Source organism: Ruegeria sp. AB11 (assembly GCF_056536325.1).
The window spans coordinates 406,271-429,421 of the sequence record NZ_JBQFJO010000001.1 but is presented as its reverse complement, the minus strand read 5'-3'; the positions used below and the strand labels follow the sequence as shown (position 1 = coordinate 429,421).

The 23,151-nt window shown below is 55.3% G+C and carries 25 protein-coding genes; 16 read left to right on the top strand and 9 right to left on the bottom strand.

The window, feature by feature from the left end; translation table 11 throughout:
* Positions 1–38: 38 nt before the first annotated feature.
* The 3 genes from dgcN to ACR3EJ_RS02260 all read left to right on the top strand — a co-directional run bounded on the left by dgcN (position 39) and on the right by ACR3EJ_RS02260 (position 2,977).
* Positions 39–1,040 carry an N-acetyltransferase DgcN gene (gene dgcN, locus ACR3EJ_RS02270; RefSeq protein ID WP_170547225.1) on the top strand — a complete coding sequence of 334 codons (1,002 nt, stop codon included), beginning with the start codon at positions 39–41 and terminating at the stop codon, positions 1,038–1,040.
* A 75-nt stretch (positions 1,041–1,115) separates the two neighbouring features.
* Positions 1,116–2,081, top strand: a complete 966-nt coding sequence (gene dgcA, locus ACR3EJ_RS02265; RefSeq protein WP_170473938.1) for an N-acetyl-D-Glu racemase DgcA — start codon at positions 1,116–1,118, stop codon at positions 2,079–2,081.
* A 35-nt stretch (positions 2,082–2,116) separates the two neighbouring features.
* Positions 2,117–2,977 (top strand): D-amino-acid transaminase, encoded by an 861-nt coding sequence (locus ACR3EJ_RS02260; protein ID WP_170547228.1) that lies wholly within the window; start codon positions 2,117–2,119, stop codon positions 2,975–2,977.
* A gap of 266 nt (positions 2,978–3,243) precedes the next feature.
* Here ACR3EJ_RS02260 and ACR3EJ_RS02255 read toward each other — a convergent pair whose 3' ends face one another.
* The 3 genes from ACR3EJ_RS02255 to ACR3EJ_RS02245 form a co-directional block, all read right to left on the bottom strand.
* Positions 3,244–3,558 (bottom strand): DUF1244 domain-containing protein, encoded by a 315-nt coding sequence (locus tag ACR3EJ_RS02255; protein ID WP_170547231.1) that lies wholly within the window; start codon positions 3,556–3,558, stop codon positions 3,244–3,246.
* A 103-nt stretch (positions 3,559–3,661) separates the two neighbouring features.
* Positions 3,662–3,901, bottom strand: a complete 240-nt coding sequence (locus tag ACR3EJ_RS02250; protein ID WP_170547234.1) for a DUF6868 family protein — start codon at positions 3,899–3,901, stop codon at positions 3,662–3,664.
* Positions 3,902–3,989: 88 nt separating this feature from the next.
* Positions 3,990–4,727: an N-formylglutamate amidohydrolase gene (locus ACR3EJ_RS02245; RefSeq protein WP_170547237.1), complete on the bottom strand. Its 738-nt coding sequence runs from the start codon at positions 4,725–4,727 to the stop codon at positions 3,990–3,992.
* 118 nt (positions 4,728–4,845) lie between these two features.
* On the opposite strand from ACR3EJ_RS02245, the gene pyk reads away from it, so the two are divergent.
* From pyk to rplT, 5 genes are all read left to right on the top strand, one after another.
* Entirely contained in the window at positions 4,846–6,291 is a 1,446-nt protein-coding gene (pyk, locus tag ACR3EJ_RS02240) for a pyruvate kinase (RefSeq protein WP_170547240.1), read from the top strand.
* 243 nt (positions 6,292–6,534) lie between these two features.
* Positions 6,535–6,972 (top strand): universal stress protein, encoded by a 438-nt coding sequence (locus ACR3EJ_RS02235; RefSeq protein ID WP_010443550.1) that lies wholly within the window; start codon positions 6,535–6,537, stop codon positions 6,970–6,972.
* Positions 6,973–6,986: 14 nt separating this feature from the next.
* Positions 6,987–8,537, top strand: a complete 1,551-nt coding sequence (locus ACR3EJ_RS02230; RefSeq protein WP_411353638.1) for an alanine/glycine:cation symporter family protein — start codon at positions 6,987–6,989, stop codon at positions 8,535–8,537.
* 183 nt (positions 8,538–8,720) lie between these two features.
* Positions 8,721–8,921, top strand: a complete 201-nt coding sequence (rpmI, locus tag ACR3EJ_RS02225; RefSeq protein WP_010443552.1) for a 50S ribosomal protein L35 — start codon at positions 8,721–8,723, stop codon at positions 8,919–8,921.
* 15 nt (positions 8,922–8,936) lie between these two features.
* The gene (gene rplT, locus ACR3EJ_RS02220; RefSeq protein ID WP_010443553.1) at positions 8,937–9,302 is read left to right on the top strand and encodes a 50S ribosomal protein L20; all 366 of its coding nucleotides are present in this window, start codon (positions 8,937–8,939) and stop codon (positions 9,300–9,302) included.
* Positions 9,303–9,390: 88 nt separating this feature from the next.
* Here the strand turns inward: rplT and ACR3EJ_RS02215 are convergent, their stop codons facing one another.
* A complete protein-coding gene (locus ACR3EJ_RS02215) occupies positions 9,391–10,305 on the bottom strand; it encodes a LysR family transcriptional regulator (RefSeq protein ID WP_170547246.1) in 915 nt (304 codons plus the stop codon).
* 122 nt (positions 10,306–10,427) lie between these two features.
* On the opposite strand from ACR3EJ_RS02215, the gene ACR3EJ_RS02210 reads away from it, so the two are divergent.
* The 8 genes from ACR3EJ_RS02210 to ACR3EJ_RS02175 all read left to right on the top strand — a co-directional run bounded on the left by ACR3EJ_RS02210 (position 10,428) and on the right by ACR3EJ_RS02175 (position 18,984).
* A complete protein-coding gene (locus tag ACR3EJ_RS02210) occupies positions 10,428–11,483 on the top strand; it encodes a dipeptidase (RefSeq protein ID WP_170547249.1) in 1,056 nt (351 codons plus the stop codon).
* A 35-nt stretch (positions 11,484–11,518) separates the two neighbouring features.
* Positions 11,519–13,114, top strand: coding sequence for an ABC transporter substrate-binding protein (locus ACR3EJ_RS02205; RefSeq protein ID WP_170547252.1), 1,596 nt, complete (start codon positions 11,519–11,521; stop codon positions 13,112–13,114).
* The gene (locus tag ACR3EJ_RS02200; protein ID WP_170547255.1) at positions 13,115–14,173 is read left to right on the top strand and encodes an ABC transporter permease; all 1,059 of its coding nucleotides are present in this window, start codon (positions 13,115–13,117) and stop codon (positions 14,171–14,173) included.
* Positions 14,170–15,081: an ABC transporter permease gene (locus ACR3EJ_RS02195; RefSeq protein ID WP_010443558.1), complete on the top strand. Its 912-nt coding sequence runs from the start codon at positions 14,170–14,172 to the stop codon at positions 15,079–15,081. The genes ACR3EJ_RS02200 and ACR3EJ_RS02195 overlap by 4 nt, the downstream gene beginning before the upstream one ends.
* The gene (locus tag ACR3EJ_RS02190) at positions 15,078–15,926 is read left to right on the top strand and encodes an ABC transporter ATP-binding protein (protein WP_170547258.1); all 849 of its coding nucleotides are present in this window, start codon (positions 15,078–15,080) and stop codon (positions 15,924–15,926) included. Before ACR3EJ_RS02195 ends, ACR3EJ_RS02190 begins: the two co-directional genes overlap by 4 nt.
* A gap of 1 nt (position 15,927) precedes the next feature.
* Positions 15,928–16,677 carry an ABC transporter ATP-binding protein gene (locus ACR3EJ_RS02185; protein WP_170547262.1) on the top strand — a complete coding sequence of 250 codons (750 nt, stop codon included), beginning with the start codon at positions 15,928–15,930 and terminating at the stop codon, positions 16,675–16,677.
* Positions 16,678–16,951: 274 nt separating this feature from the next.
* Positions 16,952–18,250, top strand: coding sequence for a phage integrase central domain-containing protein (locus ACR3EJ_RS02180; protein WP_170547265.1), 1,299 nt, complete (start codon positions 16,952–16,954; stop codon positions 18,248–18,250).
* Positions 18,247–18,984 (top strand): hypothetical protein, encoded by a 738-nt coding sequence (locus ACR3EJ_RS02175; RefSeq protein ID WP_170703701.1) that lies wholly within the window; start codon positions 18,247–18,249, stop codon positions 18,982–18,984. Before ACR3EJ_RS02180 ends, ACR3EJ_RS02175 begins: the two co-directional genes overlap by 4 nt.
* Here the strand turns inward: ACR3EJ_RS02175 and ACR3EJ_RS02170 are convergent.
* The 5 genes from ACR3EJ_RS02170 to ACR3EJ_RS02150 all read right to left on the bottom strand — a co-directional run bounded on the left by ACR3EJ_RS02170 (position 18,981) and on the right by ACR3EJ_RS02150 (position 23,146).
* On the bottom strand, positions 18,981–19,796 hold the full coding sequence (locus ACR3EJ_RS02170) for an IS3 family transposase (protein ID WP_480423310.1): 816 nt from the start codon (positions 19,794–19,796) through the stop codon (positions 18,981–18,983). The genes ACR3EJ_RS02175 and ACR3EJ_RS02170 overlap by 4 nt on opposite strands.
* 26 nt (positions 19,797–19,822) lie before the next feature.
* Positions 19,823–20,110: a transposase gene (locus ACR3EJ_RS02165; protein ID WP_170703282.1), complete on the bottom strand. Its 288-nt coding sequence runs from the start codon at positions 20,108–20,110 to the stop codon at positions 19,823–19,825.
* Between the two features lie 242 nt (positions 20,111–20,352).
* Positions 20,353–21,339 (bottom strand): zinc-dependent alcohol dehydrogenase family protein, encoded by a 987-nt coding sequence (locus ACR3EJ_RS02160; protein WP_170542222.1) that lies wholly within the window; start codon positions 21,337–21,339, stop codon positions 20,353–20,355.
* A gap of 80 nt (positions 21,340–21,419) precedes the next feature.
* Positions 21,420–22,265, bottom strand: coding sequence for an enoyl-CoA hydratase/isomerase family protein (locus tag ACR3EJ_RS02155; protein ID WP_170542220.1), 846 nt, complete (start codon positions 22,263–22,265; stop codon positions 21,420–21,422).
* A gap of 92 nt (positions 22,266–22,357) precedes the next feature.
* Positions 22,358–23,146: an SDR family NAD(P)-dependent oxidoreductase gene (locus tag ACR3EJ_RS02150; protein ID WP_170542218.1), complete on the bottom strand. Its 789-nt coding sequence runs from the start codon at positions 23,144–23,146 to the stop codon at positions 22,358–22,360.
* Positions 23,147–23,151: the final 5 nt, after the last annotated feature.

The window sequence follows — 23,151 nt, the reverse complement described above, 5'->3', positions numbered from 1 at the left end:
TTCTCTAGCTTAGGCCAGAATCAAAGGAGTGCAGCGCGATGATCGAGACACCGTACCTATTGTTTTTGGGCGATGCGCCCGACTTGTTGGCGGCCAAAGTGGCTATTGGCATCCGGGACTGGCGTCCTGAGAATGCTGTTGGTCAAATCAAGCTGGAAGGTTGTAAGGCCGACCTGGGTCTGACGGAAATGACTCTGGCCGAAGGTAAAGCGGCTGGTGCCAAGACACTCGTCATTGGTGTTGCAAACCGGGGCGGGATCATCAGCGAAGCTTGGAAAGAAGTTCTGATTGAAGCGTTGGAAATGGGTTATGATCTGGCATCTGGCCTGCACAACCTGCTGCGTGACGAAGGTGATTTGGTTGCGGCTGCGCAGACCCATGGATGCACATTGCACGACGTCCGTGTGCCGACTGTTGGTTACCCGATTGCAAACGGCCGCAAGCGTACCGGCAAACGGTGCCTGGCCGTTGGAACCGATTGCTCTGCCGGTAAGATGTATACGGCGATGTCGATGGATGCCGAAATGCGCAAGCGCGGTATGAAATCCACGTTCCGTGCTACAGGTCAGACGGGCATTCTGGTCACGGGGCAGGGTGTACCGCTGGATGCCGTTATCGCGGATTTCATGGCAGGTTCGGTCGAGTATCTGACACCGGACAATGATCCGGATCACTGGGATCACATCGAAGGGCAGGGTTCACTGTTCCACGTGTCTTATTCGGGTGTGACCATGGCGCTGATCCATGGCGGGCAGCCCGATGCGCTGATCCTGTGCCACGAACCAACCCGGACCCATATGCGCGGACTGCCTGAGTATTCACTGCCGACGCTGGAGCAGTTGCGTGACACAGCATTGCCGCTGGCGCGCGTGGCAAACCCAGAGTGTCAGGTTGCAGGCGTGTCGATCAACACCCAGCACCTGAGCGAAGAAGATGCGCTTGCCTATATCACTAAGGTTGAGACCGAGATGGGCATCCCGGCGACCGATCCCTACCGCTTTGGAGCCGGTAAACTAGTGGATGCGCTGGCGACACTGTGATCTAAGCACTCTCGCTGGAGGCGGAGCAATCCGCCGCCGGCGGGCGTATTTATCAAAAAATAGAGGAGCAGGCGCGTGCAAATTGAAGTTTCTCGCGATGTGTTTCGATTGGCGCAGGTATTCACCATCTCGCGCGGCTCACGTACCGAGGCAAAAGTTTTGACTGTCCGTATCTCGGACGGTGTGCACCATGGTTGGGGCGAATGTGTACCTTATGCCCGCTATGACGAAACACTGGAGTCGGTCGAGGCCGAGATAGCCGGGCTACCCGATGTGTTTTCGCGCTATTCCCTGAGGGACCTGTTGCCTGCTGGCGCGGCGCGGAATGCGGTGGATTGTGCACTGTGGGATCTGGAAGCGAAACGCGCAGGTAAACGGGCATGGGAGCTTGCTGAAATCGCTGCGCCAGGGCCTGAAATAACAGCCTATACGCTGTCATTGGACACGCCCGAAGCGATGCGGGCTCAAGCGGCCGAGAACGCTTTCCGCCCCTTGCTGAAGATTAAGCTGGGAACACCCGATGATATGCCGAGGCTCGAGGCTGTCCGGGCTGGGGCGCCAAAGTCGAAAATCATCATCGACGCTAATGAAGGCTGGTCTGCCGAAGTCTATGCAGATCTTGCCCCGCATCTCGTGCGCCTGGGCGTGGCTCTGGTCGAACAGCCTTTACCAGCTGGTGAGGATGATGCCCTGATCGGGATGGATCGCCCCGTGCCAGTTTGTGCTGACGAATCCTGTCACGATCGGGCAAGCCTACCCGCACTCAAGGGCAAATATGATGTGGTGAACATCAAACTGGACAAGACCGGCGGTCTTACCGAGGCGCTAGAATTGCGCAAGGCCGCATTGGCTGAGGGCTATGATGTTATGGTTGGCTGCATGGTCGGAAGCTCGCTTGCGATGGCCCCGGCAACACTGGTGGCGCAGGGGGCGATGGTCACAGACCTTGACGGGCCGCTTCTGTTGGCCGAAGACCGCGATACACCGCTGATTTTTGACGATGCCGGAGTACACCCGCCCAAAGCGGCGCTCTGGGGGTAAGGAACGGGCGAAGCCCGGAAACAAAAGGAAATGACATGACCCGTACCGTCTATGTGAATGGCGAATACCTGCCTGAATCCGAAGCAAGTATTTCGATCTTTGACCGGGGTTTCCTGTTTGCGGATGCCGTGTACGAGGTGACCAGCGTGCTGGACGGCAAGCTGATCGACTTTGAAGGCCACGCCGTACGTCTGAAGCGCTCATTGGATGAACTTGATATCGTTCAGCCTTGCAGTATGGACGAATTGTTGGAAATCCACCGCAAATTGGTTGAATTGAACGGAATCGATGAGGGGTTGGTTTATCTGCAGGTCACTCGTGGCTCGGACGGGGATCGGGATTTTGTTTTCCCAGCCGCTGATACAAAGCCAAGCCTTGTTCTCTTTACCCAGAATAAACCGGGTCTTGCCGACAGTCCGGCAGCGCAGAAGGGTGCCAAGATCATCTCGATTGATGATATCCGCTGGGGCCGTCGTGACATCAAGACCGTGCAGCTGCTTTACCCTTCCATGGGCAAGATGATGGCCAAAAAGGCAGGTTGCGATGATGCGTGGCTGGTTGAAGATGGCTATGTGACCGAAGGCACCAGCAACAACGCCTATTTCGTCAAGAGCGGTAAGATCGTCACCCGTCCGCTGTCTAACGACATTCTGCACGGCATCACGCGCAAGGCGGTATTGCGCATGGCGGCCGAGGCGCAGATGGAGATCGAAGAGCGCCTGTTCACCATCGACGAAGCAAAAGAAGCCGATGAGGCCTTCACCACTTCGGCCAGCGCGTTCGTGATGCCCGTGGTTGAGATCGATGGCGTTGCGCTGGGCGATGGCACACCGGGTCCGATCGCCAAACGTCTGCGCGAGATCTATCTGGACGAAAGCCGCAAGGCGGCGATCTAGAAGAGGCAGCTATATCTAGTCTCGTTGCCAGCAATGGTATGAACTCAAATGCGACGCGCGGCGCAATTTGCCGCTATTCCTGCACCCTCGCAAAATATTGCGAGGGTGTTGTCGTTTCACAGGATGTTGGTGCCGTGAACAAACCGTCATGTTGGGTTTTTACGGATCACTGAGGTGTCACTGATTATGAACCCGTATTCGAATGATCAGCAAAATCCCCGGTGGAAGGTTTACACAGAGAAGGCGGTTTCTTCCGGCGTCGAGCGTCAGCTCTTCTTCGTCACATTCTCTTCAAACGCAACCTTGAATGCGGCCTGTTTTTCGGCGCTGGCATCGGTCTGATAGTTGGCCTTCCATTCATCCATGGACATGCCATAGAAAATCTCGCGCGCTTCGTCCTTGCCCATTTCAATGCCTTTTGCATTGGCGGCTTCCTGATACCAGCGCGACAGGCAATTGCGGCAAAACCCGGTCAGATTCATCATGTCGATGTTCTGGACGTCTGTGCGGTCTTTCATCAGGTGCTTCTGCAAACGACGGAACGCAGCGGCTTGCAGTTCGATTTCGGTTTGCTTGTCCATATTCTGGCTCCGAGTAGATGTTTTTACATTCTGAGGCTGAACTAGCAATCCGCAGGCTTCGATACAATGAATACAAAGGCCTTTGAATTGGCCGATCCGGTATTTAGGAGAGTTTCAGTGCCAACCATGGCACCAGGCAAAACACCAAGGTCAGGATCTTGTAGTTCGCAAGATATCGGAAGTAAGCGCGTTTTATGTCGCCACGTTCCATCTGGAACATTCTGCCATGTACATCTGCAATCCAGTTTTGCAAAGCCAAGACCATCATGGTGCTGAAGATCAAAACACCGATGTTCAGAACCGTCATCCAACCGAAGACAGTCGTCAGGAATTCCTGCGTCATAGTCGTCTCCTTTCGCCTGATATATGGGTATTGGCCAATGCGCTCCCAACATTAGGAGGAACAAAAAACAATTTGCGACGTCACTGTGTCACAGTCTGCTTTCGACGAGCGCGTCTTGTAGTGCAACGGCCAGACGGTTGGCCCAATGGCGCTGCCCCTCGTGATCCGCAATCAGATCGTTGCGCAGCTCGATCAGTGCATTGGGTCGACCAAATGCTGTGCAATGTTTGTCAATCGCATCACCGGGTAGAACGCCGGTATAGGGTTCATTTACACCGACGCACAGATCACACTCGGCATTCAGTCGGTTGATTAACGGACGTGAGAACCGCTCATCCGGAGTGTGCAGGACGCCGATATGCCAGGGTCGGGGATCGCGACCGCGTAGCTGGCGCGTAAAGGAGTGCATTGAGACGATAACCGCATGAGGCAGGCCTGCAAGCTGTGCCAACGCATCATGATAAGGACGGTAGCACATGTTCAGGCGCCGCTCCTTCTCAACTGTATCGGCGTGGCGATTGCCGGGGATGATCGAACCATCATAGAGCTTCATCAGAAGCGTCGGATCATCCTCACCGCGATTGGGGTCGATCACCAAGCGCGAAAAATTGGCTGCGATAACTGGGGCGTTCAGAATCTCGCCCAGATGCTTCGACACCTCGTAGGCGCCCACATCGTAAGCGATGTGCCGTTCCATGTCTTCGCGCGGCAGTCCCAGGTCCCCGTCATTGATATCGGGTGGGACCATGTTGGTTGCATGGTCGCAAGTAATTAGCCAACGCGACGGCCGATCCGCGCCGTGAACAAAAAACGGAGAATAAGTCATGAGCCTGTCATCTTGTTTGTCGCAGGTGTAGGACAGTTGCGTTGGAAAGGGAATTGCGCAATAAGCGGCCCAAGCAATGTTTGCGGTAACATTCGTGCGTTTAAGGAGAGCCTGATCAATGCGACGCCTGAGAAATGTGAAAATCGTGGCGACGCTGGGACCGGCGTCTAACGACTATGACACCATCCGCGCTCTGCACGAGGCAGGGGCCGATGTGTTTCGCCTGAACATGAGCCATGGCAGTCATGATGAAATCCGCGAACGGCATCGGATCATCCGGCAGATCGAAAAGGATCTGGACAGCCCGATTGCAATTTTGGCCGATCTTCAAGGACCGAAGCTGCGCGTTGGAGTGTTTGCCAATGACGCAGAAGAGCTGGAAGAGGGCGCAGCGTTTCGTCTGGACCTTGATCCGGCAGCGGGGGATGTCACCCGGGTCTGTCTACCGCACCCCGAGATTTTTGCTGCTTTGGAGCCGGGTGCGCGCCTGCTGGTCAATGATGGCAAGATTCGTCTGATCGTGCAGGATTGCGGTCAGGATTTTGCCCACTGCACAGTTGAAGTAGGTGGCACGATCTCAAACCGAAAAGGTGTGAATGTTCCGGACGTGGTTCTGCCGCTGGCGGCGCTGTCTGACAAGGATCGCGACGATCTGGAATTTGTTTGCCAATTGGGCGTGGACTGGCTGGCGCTGAGTTTTGTGCAGCGCGCCAAGGATGTTTTCGAAGCACGTGCGCTGGCAGATGGTCGCGCATCGATCCTGTCCAAGATCGAAAAGCCTGCCGCAGTGGAAGCCTTTGATGACATCCTTGATGCCTCGGACGGGATCATGGTTGCACGTGGTGATCTGGGTGTTGAGTTGCCCGTTTCTGCTGTGCCGCCGATTCAGAAGCGGCTGGTGCGCAAGTGTCGTACTGCAGCGAAGCCCGTGATTGTTGCAACACAGATGTTGGAAAGCATGATCGAAAGTCCGATGCCAACGCGGGCCGAGGTTTCGGACGTGGCAACCGCCATCTATGAAGGCACCGATGCGATAATGCTTAGCGCTGAATCCGCAGCTGGATCCTATCCGATCGAAGCGGTCCAGACCATGAATAAGGTCGCCATCGAGGTTGAAGCGGATCCGACCTACCACCAGATCATTGCGGCCTCACGAACTGCCAAGGGCACGACCATCGCGGACGGAATCGTGGCGGCCGCGCGCGAAATTGCGGAAAAGACGGACATCAAGGCCATCTGCTGTTTCACTCAAAGTGGTACAACCGCGTTGCTTACTGCACGCGAGCGTCCCGGTGTGCCGATAATTGCGATGACTCCGGCCACTGGCACCGCACGCAGGCTTTGCTTGAGCTGGGGCTGCCATTGTGTTCTGACCCCCGAGCAGGAACGGTTTAAGGGCGCGGTGGTCAGTGCGGCTCGCGCGGCTCGTTCGGGCGGCTTTGCGGCCGAGACTGATCAGATCGTGGTCACCGCTGGCGTGCCGTTTAATGTCCCTGGAACGACCAACATCTTGCGTATCGCTCCGTGTGATGAACGGCTGATTTACAACACCGATCCGGGTTAAGTTGCGACCCAATATCAACAATTTATATTGATACCTTACAATCTGCCTAAATTTTAGGCGGAAATAAATTAGCAATTTCAACTAGATGAGCGATTGTTGGTTGCATTTCAAAATTACTTCTCTGTTTTTCCGTGTTTTTGGGGATACTTGCCTCTAGGGCAGTCTACTCAAACAAGTTCCAGGTTCCGGCTGCTCTGCCGGGGGCACGGGCCCCGGTCAAACAAACCACAACGGAGGAACGACATGACAACGAAAATTGTCATTGGACTGGACGGGACAGAAACCGGAGAACGCGCGATCGCCTTCGCCAAAGACTTGGCCGGACGTATCGGAGAATGCGAGCTGCTGGTTGTTTATGTCATCGAATGGTCGCCTTTCACATTCCAGACACCGGAAGAAAATGCTATGCGCCACAAGAGGCGCGAGGAAGAGGTAGAGCTGGCTACATCGCGGATCATCGCGCCAGCGGTCGAAGCGCTAAAGGCAGCAGGATTCGAAGCCCAAGGTATCGTGCGTCACGGAGATGTCGCCGAAACACTGAACACGATCACGGTCGAAAACGGTGGATCACAGATCGTTGTTGGTCGGGCTTCGGCTGACGGGTTCAAGAAGCGCCTGTTTGGCAGCTCCACGCAGAACCTTGTCATGCATGCCGACGTTCCCGTCACGGTCGTGAATTGAGGGGAGAGTAGATGATGAGTATTCAAAACAAACTTGGTTTGGCTGCGCTCACCGCTCTGGCTGCGAGTCCTGCCGCCGCTCAGGAAGCGGTTGGGCTGGACGACAAGATCAATCAGGCGTTTGCAGACTTCACCGGGCCATTTGTAAGTTTTATTTTTGCACCTTTCCCCGGGACAGGTTTCCCCTGGATCGTGGGATGGCTGGTTGTAGCTGCGACTGTGTTTACGCTGTATTTTGCCTTCGTGCAGTTGCGCTTTTTCAGCCATGCGATCAGCCTGGTGAAAGGCGACTACTCTGACCCGAACGATGCGGGTGAGGTCAGCCATTTTCAAGCGCTCGCTACAGCCTTGTCCGGTACGGTTGGGCTTGGCAACATCGCCGGTGTTGCGGTTGCCGTTGGCATCGGCGGGCCGGGTGCGACTTTCTGGATGATCGTCGCGGGTCTGTTGGGTATGGCGTCGAAATTCACCGAATGTACGCTGGGCGTGAAGTATCGCAACGAATACGAGGATGGCACCGTTTCCGGTGGTCCGATGTATTACATGTCCAAAGGGTTCAACGAACTGGGCCTGCCGGGTGGTAAGATCCTTGCGGTTCTTTTCTCGATCTTCTGTATCCTCGGTGCCTTGGGCGGGGGCAACATGTTCCAGGCCAACCAGGCGCACCAGCAGATCGCAGGCATCGTTGGAGACTATCCCGGTTGGATCACCGGTCTGGTGTTCGCGGGCATCGTGTTTGCAGTGATCGTGGGTGGCCTGAAATCTATCGCACGCGTGACCGAGAAAGTCGTGCCCTTTATGGGCGTGATGTATGTGGCTGCTGCGCTGGTAATCATCCTGATGAACGCGGATCAGATCGGTTGGGCCTTTGGCCAGATCTTCGCGGGTGCCTTCACTGGTCTCGGCGTGGCAGGCGGTATGGTGGGTGCGCTGATCCAGGGCTTCCGTCGTGCGGCGTTTTCGAACGAGGCAGGCGTCGGGTCTGCAGCGATTGCACACTCTGCTGTTCGGACCAAAGAGCCGATTACCGAGGGCTTTGTATCTCTGCTTGAGCCGTTCATCGATACGGTCGTGATCTGTACCATGACCGCGCTGGTGATCATCATCACCCAGCAATTGATCGTTGATCCGGAAACCGGCAATTACATGCTGAACGAAGCGGGTAACGCGATTGCAACTGTTGATGGTAACACCGGTGTCAGCCTAACCTCGGCGGCCTTCGGCAGCGCGTTCAGCTGGTTCCCGTTCATTCTGGCCATTGCCGTGGTGCTGTTTGCTTTCTCCACCATGATCAGCTGGTCCTACTATGGCCTCAAGGCCTGGACTTACCTGTTCGGTGAGGGCCACACGAAGGAACTGGTGTTCAAGGTCATCTTCTGCATCTTCGTTGTCATTGGCGCTGCGGCCAACCTTGGTCCGGTCATCGACTTCTCGGATGCGGCGATCTTTGCGATGGCGGTTGTGAACGTCTTCGCGCTCTACTTCCTGATGAAAGTGGTGCGTCAGGAGCTGGCGTCCTACGCAGAACGGTTGAAAAGCGGCGAAATCCGCAAATTCGAACATTAAACCATACCACCGGGGCGGCGCGCGTCGCCCCGGTACTCAGTCTGCCCGTGAAAATCGCAGATTCTGACCCAAACCCCCTTGCCAGTATGACCGAACTTGCGTAAACGGCGCTTCTGATCGCGTGACCGGCCGAGATGGCATGCCGAGTCGCGTCTGAAACCGAACCCGGAAAAGGAGACGGAAATGCCTAAGATGAAGACCAAGTCGAGCGCCAAAAAGCGCTTTAAGGTGACTGCGACCGGTAAGGTCCTTGCTGGCCAGGCCGGCAAACGTCACGGCATGATCAAGCGGACCAAGAAGTTCATCCGCGATGCCCGTGGCAACACCACCCTGTCCGCCCCCGACGCCAAGATCGTCAAGGGCTACATGCCCTACGACCGCTAAGAGGAGATTTGAGAGATGTCCCGCGTTAAAGGTGGAACCGTAACCCACGCCCGTCACAAGAAGATCATCAAAGCCGCAAAAGGTTATTATGGTCGTCGCAAGAGCACATTCAAAGTTGCGTCCCAGGCCGTTGACAAAGCCAACCAGTATGCAACCCGCGACCGCAAGAATCGCAAGCGCAACTTCCGCGCGCTGTGGATCCAGCGTATCAATGCTGCTGTGCGTTCGCATGACGAAGCACTGACATATTCCCGCTTCATCAATGGCCTGAACCTGGCCGGTATCGAAGTGGACCGCAAAGTTCTGGCTGACCTGGCCGTGCACGAACCGGAAGCGTTCGGCGCGATCGTCGCCAAAGCTCAGGCAGCCCTGGCCGCCTGATCCTCGTCTCAGAGACAGTGAAATCAGAGCCGCTCCTACAGGGAGCGGCTTTTTTGTTTTAACAAACCGGGTCGTAAGCCCAACCGCCTCATAAATTTTTATCGGAGAATGGGTCCGATGGCGTGTTTAGCCGAAGATGTCGCATGAATGCGCGGGCGATTCTAGGAACCGGTCTTTGATCCGAAATGACGAAGTGACCACGATATCGCATGGGCGCTTCAAACGGGACAAAAGTCAGGTCCGGTGATCGATACATGTACACCGGAAAGGGATTGATCACAGCCAACCCAAGGCCCTCCCGAGCCATATCGGCTGCTGCGAACGAGGTCGAAACCTCGGCGACAATTCTGGGTTCCGCTCGTGCCTGATGCAGTAATCGATCAAGCTGCCCGCGTCTGCCGTGGCGATATGTCAATGCAATCAGATCTTGTTCATGCAGATCTGCGGGGGCGAGCGCACTGCGTTGGGCAAGTGGATGTTCGGGTCGCATTACGCAAACTGCTGGCGATTCCCTGAACGGTATCAGTTTGATCCCCGCGCGGCTTTGCTCAATCCCGGTTACCGCCAAGTCGAAGCGGTTTTCCAATACGCCCAATGTCACCATGTCTGAGGTCGTCACCTCCAGGTTCACAAAAAAACCCGGATTTCCACGTATGAAACTGGCGATGAGCGTGACGATATAGCGGTGGGCATAACTTGGAGGAGCGACAAGGCGTAACGTTTCCTGGACGGTTTCACCCGGTCCATCGATCCGGTCGAGAGCTTCGAACAAGGGGTCGAGACGCATGTTCAATCGCACGGCCTCTTGCGTCGGGCGTAGTCTGCCCGCGTCCCTTTCAAACAGTATTTTCCCAAGTCGGGATTCAAGACTGCCAACAGATCGGCTGACGGCTGATTGAGACAGGCCCAGTTGTCGTGCAGCGGCGGCAGTGGTTCCTGCCTGCATGAGGGCCCGCAAGGCTTGATACTCCGGTAGTGAGTGCCAGTTGCGTGTTTTCTTCATCGACTTGCACCCTCATGAATCCGACTAGCTCTATGAGTAAAACTCATTGAATTTTTTTACAATCATGACGATAACGTCTGTTAGCGTGTATCGGATTGATACTTAATTCGGGTGATACGGCTTTGAACACCTTCCCCCTCATTTTCGATGGGCACAATGATGTGTTGTCCAAGTTGGCTTCGACCGGTGGTGTTTCAGAAGCGGGTCAATTTCTGAGCGGCCTGGAAGGCGCAATCGATCTGCTCAAATCCAAAGAGGGTGGGTTTGGCGGCGGGTTCTTTGCCGTGTGGGTGCCGTCGCCAATGGATGTCGACGCCAAGATGGAAGAGATGGTCCAGCCCAGATATGACCTGCCGCTTCCCGATCAGATAGATGCTGAAGACGCCTTTCCGGCAGCACTGAGCCAGATTGCCATATTGTTGGAACTGGAAAGGCTGGGCGCGTTGAGTGTTGCACGCTCAGTCGCAGATATCCGGGATTGTCTGGCGCAGGGTCGGATGGCAGCGATATTTCATATCGAAGGTGCCGAAGCGATTGATGCCGATCTGCATTCGCTCGACGTTTTTCATGCTGCGGGGCTGCGCTCGCTTGGTCCGGTCTGGAGCAGGCCAAACATTTTCGGGCACGGTGTGCCGTTCAGATATCCATCAGGACCAGACACCGGCCCGGGGTTGACCGATTATGGTCTGCGACTTGTCCAACGCTGCAACGCGCTTGGTATCATGCTGGACTTGTCTCATCTCAATGAGAAAGGTTTTTGGGACGTTGCGCGATATTCAGATGCGCCTTTGGTAGCAACGCATTCGAATGCGCACGCCATTTGCCCGCACGCTCGAAATCTCACCGACGATCAGCTTCGCACAATTGCAGAAAGCGACGGGATGGTCGGACTGAATTTTGCCGCCGCGTTTCTGCGCGAGGATGGGCGAATGCTTTCTGACGTGCCGCTGACACAGGTTCTGAAGCACCTAGATCACCTGATCGGGATCTTGGGTGAGGATCGGGTCGGGCTTGGGTCGGACTATGACGGGGCCGTGGTTCCAGACGATGTGACCGACGTATCGATGCTGCCCCGATTGAGAGATGCCATGGAAACCCATGGATACGGCGAAGAGCTCATTAAGAAGCTCTGCCATGAAAACTGGTTGCGTGTACTTGAGAAGACTTGGGGATCGTAACCGATAGTGAATAACTTGATGACAGAGAGGACAAAATGAACGCATTTAATAGATTGCTTACCGGTGCGGCGCTGGGATTGGCGCTGGCTGTGACCTCGACTTCGGCAATCGCGGAAACGCCGCCAAACATGTTGGTGATCGCGAACCGTATTGACGACATCACAACACTGGACCCTGCGGAAAGCTTTGAATTCGCCGGGTCCGATGTCAGCCGCAATGTTTACCAAAAGCTTGTCAATTTTGACCCTCTGGATCTGGATGCAGGATATCAGCCGGACGTCGCGGAAAGCTGGGATGTTTCAGAGGACGGCAAGTCGATTACCTTCAAAATCAGGGAGGGGTTGACCTTTCATTCCGGTAATCCGGTGACCGCCGAAGACGTTCAGTTTTCGCTGCGCCGTGCAATCATTCTGAATAAGACTCCGGCTTTCATCCTGACGCAGTTCGGGTTCACGCCGGAAAATGTCGAACAAACGATTGTTGCAGATGGCAACACTCTGACGATCACGACCGACAAGCCCTACGCGACATCCTTTGTTCTGAACTGTCTGACCGCGACCATCGGTGGCATCGTCGACAAGAAGACGGTGATGGAACACGACAAAGATGGTGATCTGGGCAACGAGTGGCTCAAGACCAACACGGCGGGCTCCGGTGCCTATAGCTTGGTGAGCTGGAAGCCCAATGAAAGCGTAACTCTGAAGTCCAACCCTGATTTCTATCTGGGTGCCCCGGCGATGGAGCGTGTTGTTGTCCGTCACGTTCAGGAAAGCGCCAGCCAGCGCCTATTGCTCGAGCGTGGGGATATCGACGTTGCCCGCAACCTGAACCCCGAAGACGTTGCAGGTGTGTCATCGGTCGCTGGCGTCAAGATTGCAGATGAGCTCAAGGGCCGTCTGATGTATGTTTCGCTGAACCAGAAGCACCCTGAGCTCAGCAAACCTCAGGTGCGACAGGCCTTCAAATACTTGATCGACTATGAAGGGATGCGCGACAGCTTCCTGAAAGGTCAGTACACAATTCACCAGAATTTCTTGCCGCAAACCTATCTTGGCGCATCGGATGAGAATCCGTTCAGCTTCGATGTTGAAAAAGCCAAAGCGCTGCTGGATGAAGCCGGTGTAAGTGGGCTGGAGATCGAAGTTGGTGTACGCGAAGCGCAGGAACGTATTGAGATCGCTCAGTCACTTCAAAATGCACTGGGTCAGGTTGGTATCACGATGAACATTACTGTCGGTACTGCCAAACAAATTCTGGCGCGGTATCGTGCACGGGAGCTCGACGTCTATCTTGGCGCATGGGGTCCGGACTATCCTGACCCGCAAACCAACGCGGGGACATTTGCCTATAATCCGGACAACTCGGATGCGGCCAATGCAACTGGGCTGCTGGCATGGCGGAATTCATGGGATACTGGTGGTTTGACCGAGAAAACAGACGCGGCTGTGGTTGAGAATGATACCGTGAAACGTGCCGATATGTACAAAGAGATACAGGCTGAGTTCCGTGAAACATCACCATTTGTCGTGATGTTCCAGCAAATTGAGCAATCGGCATTGCGTGAAAACGTAACGGATTTCTCGACGGGTCAGGCGATCACATCGGCGTCGTATTGGCAGGTGACCAAGTAAATGGCACTAGCCGAAAGACCATCTGAGGGGCGCCGCTCGGCGCCTCTTATCCATTGGATCAAGAGTATCCTGAAAACTCTTGGCACCATAGCAATCACGATGCTGGGTCTGCTGTTTGTGACCTTTATCATTGGTCGCGTCATGCCGATCGATCCGGTGCTGGCGATCGTCGGTGAGCGCGCCTCGCAATCGACTTATGATGCAGTTTATCAACAGCTTGGCCTCGATAAGCCGCTGCTGGTGCAGTTCGGTTACTATCTTTGGGATGTCCTGCACGGAGACTTTGGCAACTCGCTGCTGAATGCGCGCCCTGTATCCGAAGACATCGCACGTGTTTTCCCTGCCACGCTGGAATTGGCGACTTTGGGCGTGCTGATCGGCATCTTCTTAGGTGTTCCGCTGGGTGTGATTGCCGCCGTGAAGCGGGGTTCCTGGATCGATCAGATCGCCCGTGTGGTCGCGCTTGTTGGCTACTCTATGCCAATCTTCTGGCTGGGGCTCATGGGGTTGCTGGTCTTTTATGGAATTCTTGGCTGGGTCGGTGGGCCGGGCCGGCTGGATATCTTCTACGAAGATATTGTGCCCACGCGTACCGGTTTGATCCTGGTGGATAGTGCCATCGCCCAGGATTGGGACGTCTTCCGCAACGCGCTGTCTCACATCATCCTGCCCGCTGCTTTGCTGGGGTATTACTCACTGGCTTACATCAGCCGAATGACGCGATCCTTCATGCTGGAACAGTTGTCAGCGGAATATGTCATTACCGCCCGCGTCAAAGGCCTGTCAGAACGGCAGGTGATCTGGCGTCACGCCTTCAAGAATATTCGCGTACAACTCATTACAGTCATCGCACTGAGCTACGCCAATTTGCTTGAAGGCTCGGTTCTGACCGAGATCATCTTTAGCTGGCCGGGGATCGGCAGCTACATCACGACCGCTTTGCTGAGTGCCGACATGAATGCCGTCCTCGGAGGAACAGTCGTGGTCGGGCTGATCTTTATCTGCCTGAACATATTCTCCGACCTTCTCTACCGTTTCTTTGATCCGAGGTCGAAATGAGCGACATGACTTTGCGTCAGTGGCTGCTGACCGACGAACCCACATCCCGACGCCACGCCAGACTGGCCAGCCTGTACAAAGGTTGGCTGACACTGCGATCAAACTCGATGGCAATGGTTGGGTTGGCGATCCTAGTAATCCTCGTACTGACTGCGGTTTTTGCCCCTATTATCGCACCGCAAGATCCTTTTGTTCAGGATCTGTCCAGCCGACTGCTCCCGATCGGAGCCGAAGGACACTTGCTGGGGACCGATAGTCTGGGGCGGGATATTCTGTCACGTTTGATTTATGGCGCGCGGATAACGCTGTACATTGTGGCGTTGGTGGCGCTTATCGCTCCGGTCGCGGGCCTTTTGGTAGGAACCGTCGCGGGATATGCCGGGGGATGGGCAGATGTGATCCTCATGCGCATCACCGATATCTTCCTCGCCTTTCCGCGCCTTGTTCTGGCATTGGCTTTTGTAGCAGCGCTCGGGGCAGGGATTGAAAACGCGGTTCTGGCGATCTCGCTGACAGCCTGGCCACCGTACGCGCGCATGGCGCGGGCAGAAACGCTGACGATCCGGTCAACCGACTATATCAATGCGATCCGGCTTCAAGGCGCCGGGCCACTGCGGATCATCACCCGGCATATCTGGCCGCTTTGTATCTCGTCACTGATTGTGCGGGTCACTCTGGACATGGCCGGGATCATTCTGGCTGCCGCGGGCCTGGGTTTCTTGGGCCTGGGGGCACAACCTCCAAGTCCAGAATGGGGTGCCATGATTTCCGAGGGGCGTAGGTTCATCCTTGATCATTGGTGGGTTGCCACGGTGCCGGGGCTTGCAATTTTCACGGTTTCGCTGGCCTTCAACCTGTTGGGTGACGGGCTAAGGGACGCGCTTGATCCAAAGGACGGTGGGCAATGAACTTACTCGACATCGAAGACCTGTGGGTTCGCTTCCCAACCCGTCAGGGCGTATTTGATGCGGTACGCGGTGTCTCGTTCTCGTTGGGGCGCGAACGATTGGGGATTGTGGGTGAAAGTGGATCCGGCAAGTCGATGACGGGGCGCGCCATCCTGCGCCTGATCCGAAAGCCCGGTATCGTTGAGGCCAACCACATCAATCTTGAAGGACGTGACTTGCTGAAGCTTACAGAGCGCGAGATGCGCGAGGTACGCGGAAAGCAGATTTCCATGGTGATGCAGGACCCCAAGTTCTCTCTGAACCCGGTGGTCACGGTAGGCGAACAGTTGATGGAAGCGTATCTTCAGCACAATTCCGGCTCCAAATCGCGCGCCAAAAAAATGGCGATCGAAATGTTGGAGAATGTTTCGATCCGCAATCCCGAACGGGTAATGCGGGCATACCCGCATGAAGTGTCAGGAGGTATGGGGCAACGCATCATGATTGCGATGATGCTGATCCCGAACCCTAAGATCCTGATTGCGGATGAGCCGACCTCGGCGTTGGATGTCAGCGTTCAGCGGCAGGTGCTGAACATCATGGATGGATTGGTCAAAGAACGGGGCATGGGCCTGATCTTCATCAGTCATGATCTCAACCTGGTGTCCGAGTTTTGCGACCGTGTCCTCATCATGTACGCGGGACGGATTGTCGAAGTCTGCGAAGCAGATAAGCTGCACCAAGCGAAACACCCATACACTCAGGGGCTGCTGAACTCGCTTCCGCGTCTTGACGAGAAATGTACGCATTTGAGTGTTCTGACCCGCGATCCCGCCTGGTCAGATGCGCCCAGCGTGAGGGGTTGATATGACCGCATTGGAAATCAACGATCTGAACGTCTGGTTTGGTCACGCGCATGACCGCGTAGATGCGGTCAAGGGTGCTTGTCTTAGTGTTAACCAGGGTGAGAGCTTTGGTCTCGTGGGTGAAAGTGGCTCGGGTAAATCTACCATCCTCCGCGCGATAACCGGTCTGGCACCTCAATGGTCTGGTGCTATCCGAGTCGAAGGTGAAGCGTTGTCCGGGGCCAGGCGAGACCGCAGGTTTTTTAGAGCCGTGCAGATGGTTTTTCAGGATCCATACGCCTCGCTTCACCCGCGGCACACCGTCGATCAGGTGCTCAGTGAAACTCTGCATCTGCACGGACTAGATAATATCGATCAAAGGGTCAAAGGTCTGCTGAACGATGTTGGGCTCGGGCAGCGCTTCCGGTTTCGGTATCCACATCAGTTATCCGGAGGGCAGCGTCAGAGGGTCGCTATCGCCAGAGCGTTGGCAGGCGAGCCGGACATCCTGCTGCTGGATGAACCCACATCAGCTCTGGATGTCAGCGTTCAGGCAGAAGTATTGAACTTGTTGACGGATTTGCGAAGACAACGCGGGCTGACATATTTGATGGTATCCCATGATCTTCCGGTTATCGCGCATATGTGCGATCAACTGGCAGTTATGCGAAATGGTGAGATCGTTGAGGTCATGTCCTCCGAAACGCTGCGTGTAGGCACACCCGAACACCCGTACTCGCAAGAATTGCTGCAGGCCTCGGTCGCCGTTTGACGAGATACGAACGCTGGTTGGCGTACATCTATCTGGCGAAGTGCTTTGAGTGTATTTGCGGCTGATTTCACACGACTTCTCGGAAACCTAAAGGGTCTTGATTGTCGTGTAGATTATGGCGGAGACGAAGGCAGCCATTTTACCGACGCATCGGATGTCAAATACTATCACAACCAATTAATAATAAACAAATTTACTGAAAACTGCGCTGTAACCCATTGCACCTCGTCGCAACTGCTGTCAGTAGTTTTGGCGGGTAAATAGCGGGGTAGGAATGCCGAAAGTAGCGAAAGAACTAACAGCCCTTGATGTGAAGAGATTGAAGCATCCGGGGTGCGCTGGAAACTCGACTTTCGCGGTGGGTGGAGTGTCAGGGCTCTTGATGCAAATCACCCCCAATGGTGGGCGTACGTGGCTTTTACGGGTTTCTGTAGCGGGTAGACGGCGAGAAATAGGCTTGGGCGGGTATCCTGATGCTTCGCTAGCCCACGCAAGAGAACGGGCACGGGAAGCGAAGGATCAAATCCGACGAGGGATTGATCCTGTGGAAGAACGAAAGTCTGCAAAAAAAGCGTTGGTCATGGCCCAAAGGCGCGGGTTGTCTTTTGCTGAAGCAACCGAGAGATGCCTTTCTGCAAAACTGGATGCATTCAAAAACGAAAAACACCGCGATCAATGGCGCAACACCATCAACACCTATGCGATTCCGGAACTTGGAAAGTTACTCGTTGACGAAATCACCGTGCAGGATGTTCTTCGAGTTCTCCAGCCAATTTGGCAAACAAAAACTGAAACTGCCTCTCGGCTGCGCGGGCGCATTGAAACGGTTCTATCTTGGGCCACCGTGGCCGGGCACCGTACTGGTGACAACCCTGCGCGCTGGGCGGGAAACCTGAAAGAACTTCTACCCGCCAAGTCCAAGATTGCAAAACAGAGCAACCAACCCGCTGTCAAAATAGACGACGCACCCAATTGGTTTGCAGCTCTTCGTGAAAGAGATGGAATGGGTGCTCGCGCACTTGAGTTTGCGGCATTGACCGCGGCCCGCTCGCAAGAGGTTCGTGGCGCACGCTGGGAAGAAATCAGTTTTGAAACGAAGCTCTGGGTCATTCCAGCGGAGCGGATGAAAATGGATCGGGAACATCGTGTACCCCTGTCAGACGAAGCCACCGCACTTTTGGAGGCATTGCCCCGGTTTGAGGGCAACTCTTTGGTTTTTCCAGCCCCGCGTGGAGGTGAAATGTCAGATATGACGTTGAGTGCAACAATGAAACGAATACACACAAACGAGGTCGCCAATGGCAGGGTCGGTTTCATAGATAGGAACAGTAAACGACCAGCAGTACCGCATGGTCTGCGCAGCACGTTCCGTGATTGGGTCGCCGAACGCACGCATTTTCCCAGCGACATGGCTGAAATTGCGCTGGCTCACAAGATAGGGAACGCTGTGGAGGCTTCATATCGCCGCGGCGACATGGTTGAGAAACGGCGCAAGCTAATGACTGAGTGGTCAAATTTCCTAAATGGAGAAACGGCCGTGGATGGCAATGTCTCCAGATTGGTGATCCAATGATTGATTGGCGCGATCTCTACCAACGACGCGATTGGATTGCCATTGAGAATTGGTGGCGCAGTTCAGACGATACCGCTCAGTCAAAAGAGCTGTTGGAATGGCTGAAGCGCGACGTACCAGAAGTTATCCGTCAAAACGGTATAGAAGAAAAACCAGATTACGCACGTCCCGACGAAGCTCCAGAAGAGTGGAAGGGTGCGGCAAAGATCCTGTACCTGGGCGAGCTGGAGGCATTGGTCGAAGGTGAACCTGAACCGGCCAGTGCGGAGTGGCAAAGAGAACGCGATAAGGTGGTCGGGCAGCTCGAAAAATTCACTTCTTTGGAAGAAGTTACGGATGGCGACCCAGAATTATCGCGCCGCTCTCACGCTGACAAAGCTCTAAATTTCTTAAAGCAGATCGAACTCGATTATGAGTGGATGAGCCACGAAGTTGACCCTGATGAACGTGAGTGGCTTTTGGAAGTAATCGCACATGCTGCGCACAATGCGTTTTCTGCCGGCGTTCACGCATTCGCCGCCGCAGGAAAGGAGATTGAAGTACACGCACTTCGGGGGCAAAAAATTGCAAAGGGCGCCTCGGCGGGAGGGAAGTCAAAAAACCGCGAAGGAAAACCGGAGAGGGAAAAGATCCTGGCGCACATGCAGGCGAGCATTGAAAAAGGCCACTCTGTTTCGGCAGCGGCGAAGCACGCTTACAACGCTGGTCTGGGAACCTCTCCAGGGGCTGTCTAGCCCCCGTGTTCTGGGCCATCTCGGACTAGAGTTTCGGGGACTGGTGGGCGCATGTTGAGGGCCTGATGCGGTCGGGTGTGGTTGTATTGCCTGAGCCAGCAATTGATCACGATCTGTGCCTGCTTGGTCGTTGTGAACCATTCGGAATTGAGAACCTCGCGGCGGAGCGTTCCATTGAGCCTCTCGTTGTATCCGTTCTCCCAGGGAGAGCCCGGGTAGATCCGGATCGGGTTCACACCGACCTTCTCGAGCCAACTCTGGGTTGCCCGTGAAGAGAACTCTGGGCCGTTATCGCTTCGAACGAAATCAGGCTTTCTGTGGCGCAGGAACAGCCCGTAGAGAACCTCCAGCACATCTTCAGAACCCATGCGGGTCCGAACTTCCACTGCGAGCGCCTGGCGGGTGTATTCATCCAAAACCGTGAGCATCTTGTAGCTCCGCCCATTGCTCAGCTTGTCGTGAACGAAATCGACGCTCCAGACATGGTTAGGATGCGTCGGTCGGAGTCGAATGATCGAGCTGTCCTTGTGGTACAGGCGACGCTTCTTCTTGTGCCGCTGCGGGAGTTGCAGACCTTCCTCCCGCCACAGCCGTTCTACCTTCTTGTGATTGACACGCCAGCCCTCGACCCGAAGTAGCTGCGCCACCTTACGGTAGCCATACCGGCCATAGCTCTTGGCCAGACGGATCATGGCCAGTCGAAGAGCATCATCGTTCTTCTCTACGGCCTGGTATTGCATGGAGCTGCGTGCAAGGCCGACCACCTTGCAGGTGCGACGCTCTGATGTGCCGAGCTTCTGGCGAGCATGAATGACGGCCTGACGAAGTTGGCTCGTCGTCAGGCCCTCGGTTTTAGGTAGTTCAGACTTTCTTTGAGGATCAGCTTGTCCAGTTCCAGTTCGGCCACGATCTTCTTCAGCCGGGTATTTTCTTTCTCCAGGCTGCGCAACTCCGACAGTTGCGACTTGCCCATGCCACCGAACCGACGCCGCCAATTGTAGTAGGTCGCATCGCTGACACCGACACCACGACAGGCTGTCCGAACATCGTCGCCATCTGCCAGCTTCAGTTCAATCTCACGCAGCAGCTTCAGAATATCTTCGTCCGAGTATCGCTTCCGAGCCATCCCTTGTTCCCCCTTCTCGGCCAAAGTAGTGGCCCAAGTTTAGGGGGCAAAGACAGACGGCGGTTCTGTCCGCAAAGCAGCCTTTCGACTGACTCAACTTAAGGTCTGCTTTGAGCCCAAAGTTGCATATGCTGCAATTTGCACGGAGGTCAGCTAAGCACTGATAGTTGACATAAATTGCAGCTCAAACTGAGTTGGTGCGCAAGGTCGTTTTGCGGGCACCAATCTCAGCTGAAACTTAATCACAGCTCCACTACGACTTTTCCGACCTTAGACCCATTCGTCAGGTGCGCATAGGCTAAGCCGACATCAAACCACTCAAACTTCTGTTCGTCGACAATCGGTTTGAGCGCTCCATCATCCGCCAGTTCCGCCAGTGTCCTCAGGATGTCGCCATGTGTTTGCCGCCCGACATCGTGCATCATCGGGATCAGCATGAAAACGACATGCAGAGACAGACCTTTGAAATGCACAGGCGTCAAATCAATCTGGACCATCGCGACCGTTGAGGCGACATGGCCATTGAGCCTGGCGGCTTCGAACGAGTTCGTCATGTTCGGACCGCCAACGCTATCAAACACCATATCGAAGCCCACACCGTCGGTGTGCTCAGCCACGTAGTCCTGGACCCTTTGCGTTGTGAAATCTATCGCGTGCGCGCCCAGCTCTTCGATCAGGGCCAACTGATCCTCGCCGCGACCCGTTGCGGACACTTTGGCACCAAGGTGGCGGGCGATTTGGATGGCAATATGACCAACGCCACCGGCGCCGCCTTGTACCAGCACGGTCTGCCCCTCGCGAACACCAGCGCGGGTCAGCCCTTCGTAGGCGGTGATGCCGACGAGAGGTAGCGCTGCGGCTTCCCGCATGCTCAGCGTCCTGGGTTTGTGGGCAATCAGGCGGGCATCGGCATTAATGTACTCTGCTATAGCGCCCGGGATATCCATCAACCCACCCGCGCAGCCATATACATCATCACCTATCGCGAAGCCTGTCACGCCTTTGCCAATTGCAACGACCGTGCCAGCGAAATCCATGCCAAGCACGGCGGGCAATTGGGGGGACAAAGGCAGGTCCGTGCCCATGCTTCGGATCATTGTGTCGACGGTGTTGACGCTGGTCGCGGCCACTTTGACAACCACATGTCCAAAAGTCGCGACCGGGTCGGGTATTTCAGCAAGCTCGAATAGCGCATCGGGTCCGTAAGAGTTGAGAACCATTGCCTTCATTGAGGTTTTCCTTTTGTGAAATGGTGTCAGACCTACGTGGAAACCGCGCACGCCTGACGAGATTTTTGTCTTGGGGGTGGTCAGTTGATGTCCTGCACCTGCATCACCAGATCGCCCCATTTGCGCTGGTTTTCGATTTCGTGTTCCAAGCCTTGCTCATCTGCGATGGTGAACCGTTTGACCGCCGGGGTTTTGCTGGTGGCCTGATACAGCCAATAAGCTTCTGCCTTCAGCGCCTCATCAATCGGTTTGTCGATGGATTCATGGACCATCTGCTTGCAGGCATTGATCGACTCTGCCGGGAATTTCGCAATCCGTTCAGCCAGAGCGGTCACATAGGGGCCAATTTCATCCGGCTCCAACGCCTTGTTGATTGTGCCCAGACGCTCGGCATCATCCGCATCGTAGTCTTGCGCACTCAGGATGATCTCAAGCGCTTTGCCAAGGCCGGTCTGGCGCGCCATGCGCGAGGCGCCGCCGCCACAGGGCAGGATGCCCATGCCAACCTCCATTTGCATGAACTTGTATTTTCCTCGCGCCGCAAAGCGCATGTCGAGCGCCAACGCCAATTCGTGACCGCCGCCGCGTGCAAACCCTTCCAGCTTTGCGATGGTGGCCTGTGGCACCTTGCTGATCCGCTCGCAGACCGCCTGCAGATCCAAAAGCTGTGCGTCCTCGCGGGATATGGCCTCAGTCGACATGTCCTTGAGCAGGTCGGTGTCGTAGTGGCAGACCCAGATTTCCGGATTGGCGGATTGAAAGATAACGACCTTGGTGTCGCGGTCCCGCTCTAGCCGCATGGCCAGACTGTTGAGGTCGGCCAGCATTTCCTGGCCCTGCACGTTCACGGAGCCAAAGTTGAAGGTGACCGTGGCGATGCCGTTTTCGACGGCTACGTCAAAGGTTTGGAAGTTCTCATACTTCATCAGGCGGTCCTTTCTTGGGCCTCAACGCGGCATGCGTGAGGGGTAGAGACGAGTTGAAGGTGGAAGTGCTCGGCGTTTTCGCGCCGGATTGGTCAGCCTGTCTGGCTGATCAAGTCTTTGATGGCGTTCATGACATCGGCAGCGTGGTTTTCGTCAAGCGCTGCGGGATGGGGATCAGCGAAAGCCCCGCTATCATTGTCGAAATAGGCTCCTGACGCGTCAGCAAACCGCGCGCCCAAGGCCGCGTCAATCAAGATATCAGCGCCGATGTTCATATCGTTTCCGGCGAGGCCAAAGCCTTCTTTCACCATCTTTGATGCCAAAAGAGATCCGGGATTTACGGCAACCATCACGGGCGCATTGGACAGCGATTTGGCCCATTCGCGGGTCCAGATAGTGATCGCCAACTTGCTCTGGGCGTAGGCTTCCATATCCGCCATTGGCACATTGCCCTGCATGGCCTTGAGGTTCACCGGGGCCTGTGCCGCCGATGACAGGTTCACGACACGTCCGTCGGCAGGAATGATCGGCAACAGCAATTTGGTCAGCAGATACGGTGCAAGTGTGTTCACCACAAAGCGGATGTCCTGACCATTTTCAAGCACGGCTTGCGGGGCTTTCAACACACCTGCATTGTTGATCAACACATCCACTTTGTCATGTCTGGTCCTTATGCTTTCGGCGAGTTTTCGAACTGCGGATAGATCGCTGAGATCAGCGGCATAGGTTTCGACATCGCCTCCGACGGCGGCAGCCGCGCTCTCCAATTTGGATGCGCTGCGTCCATGGAGGAGCACCTTGTGCCCATTGGCTGCCAGCTTCTGTGCTGTCAGCAGGCCAATGCCGTCGGTTGAACCTGTAATGAGAATAGTCTTGGTCATCAGTC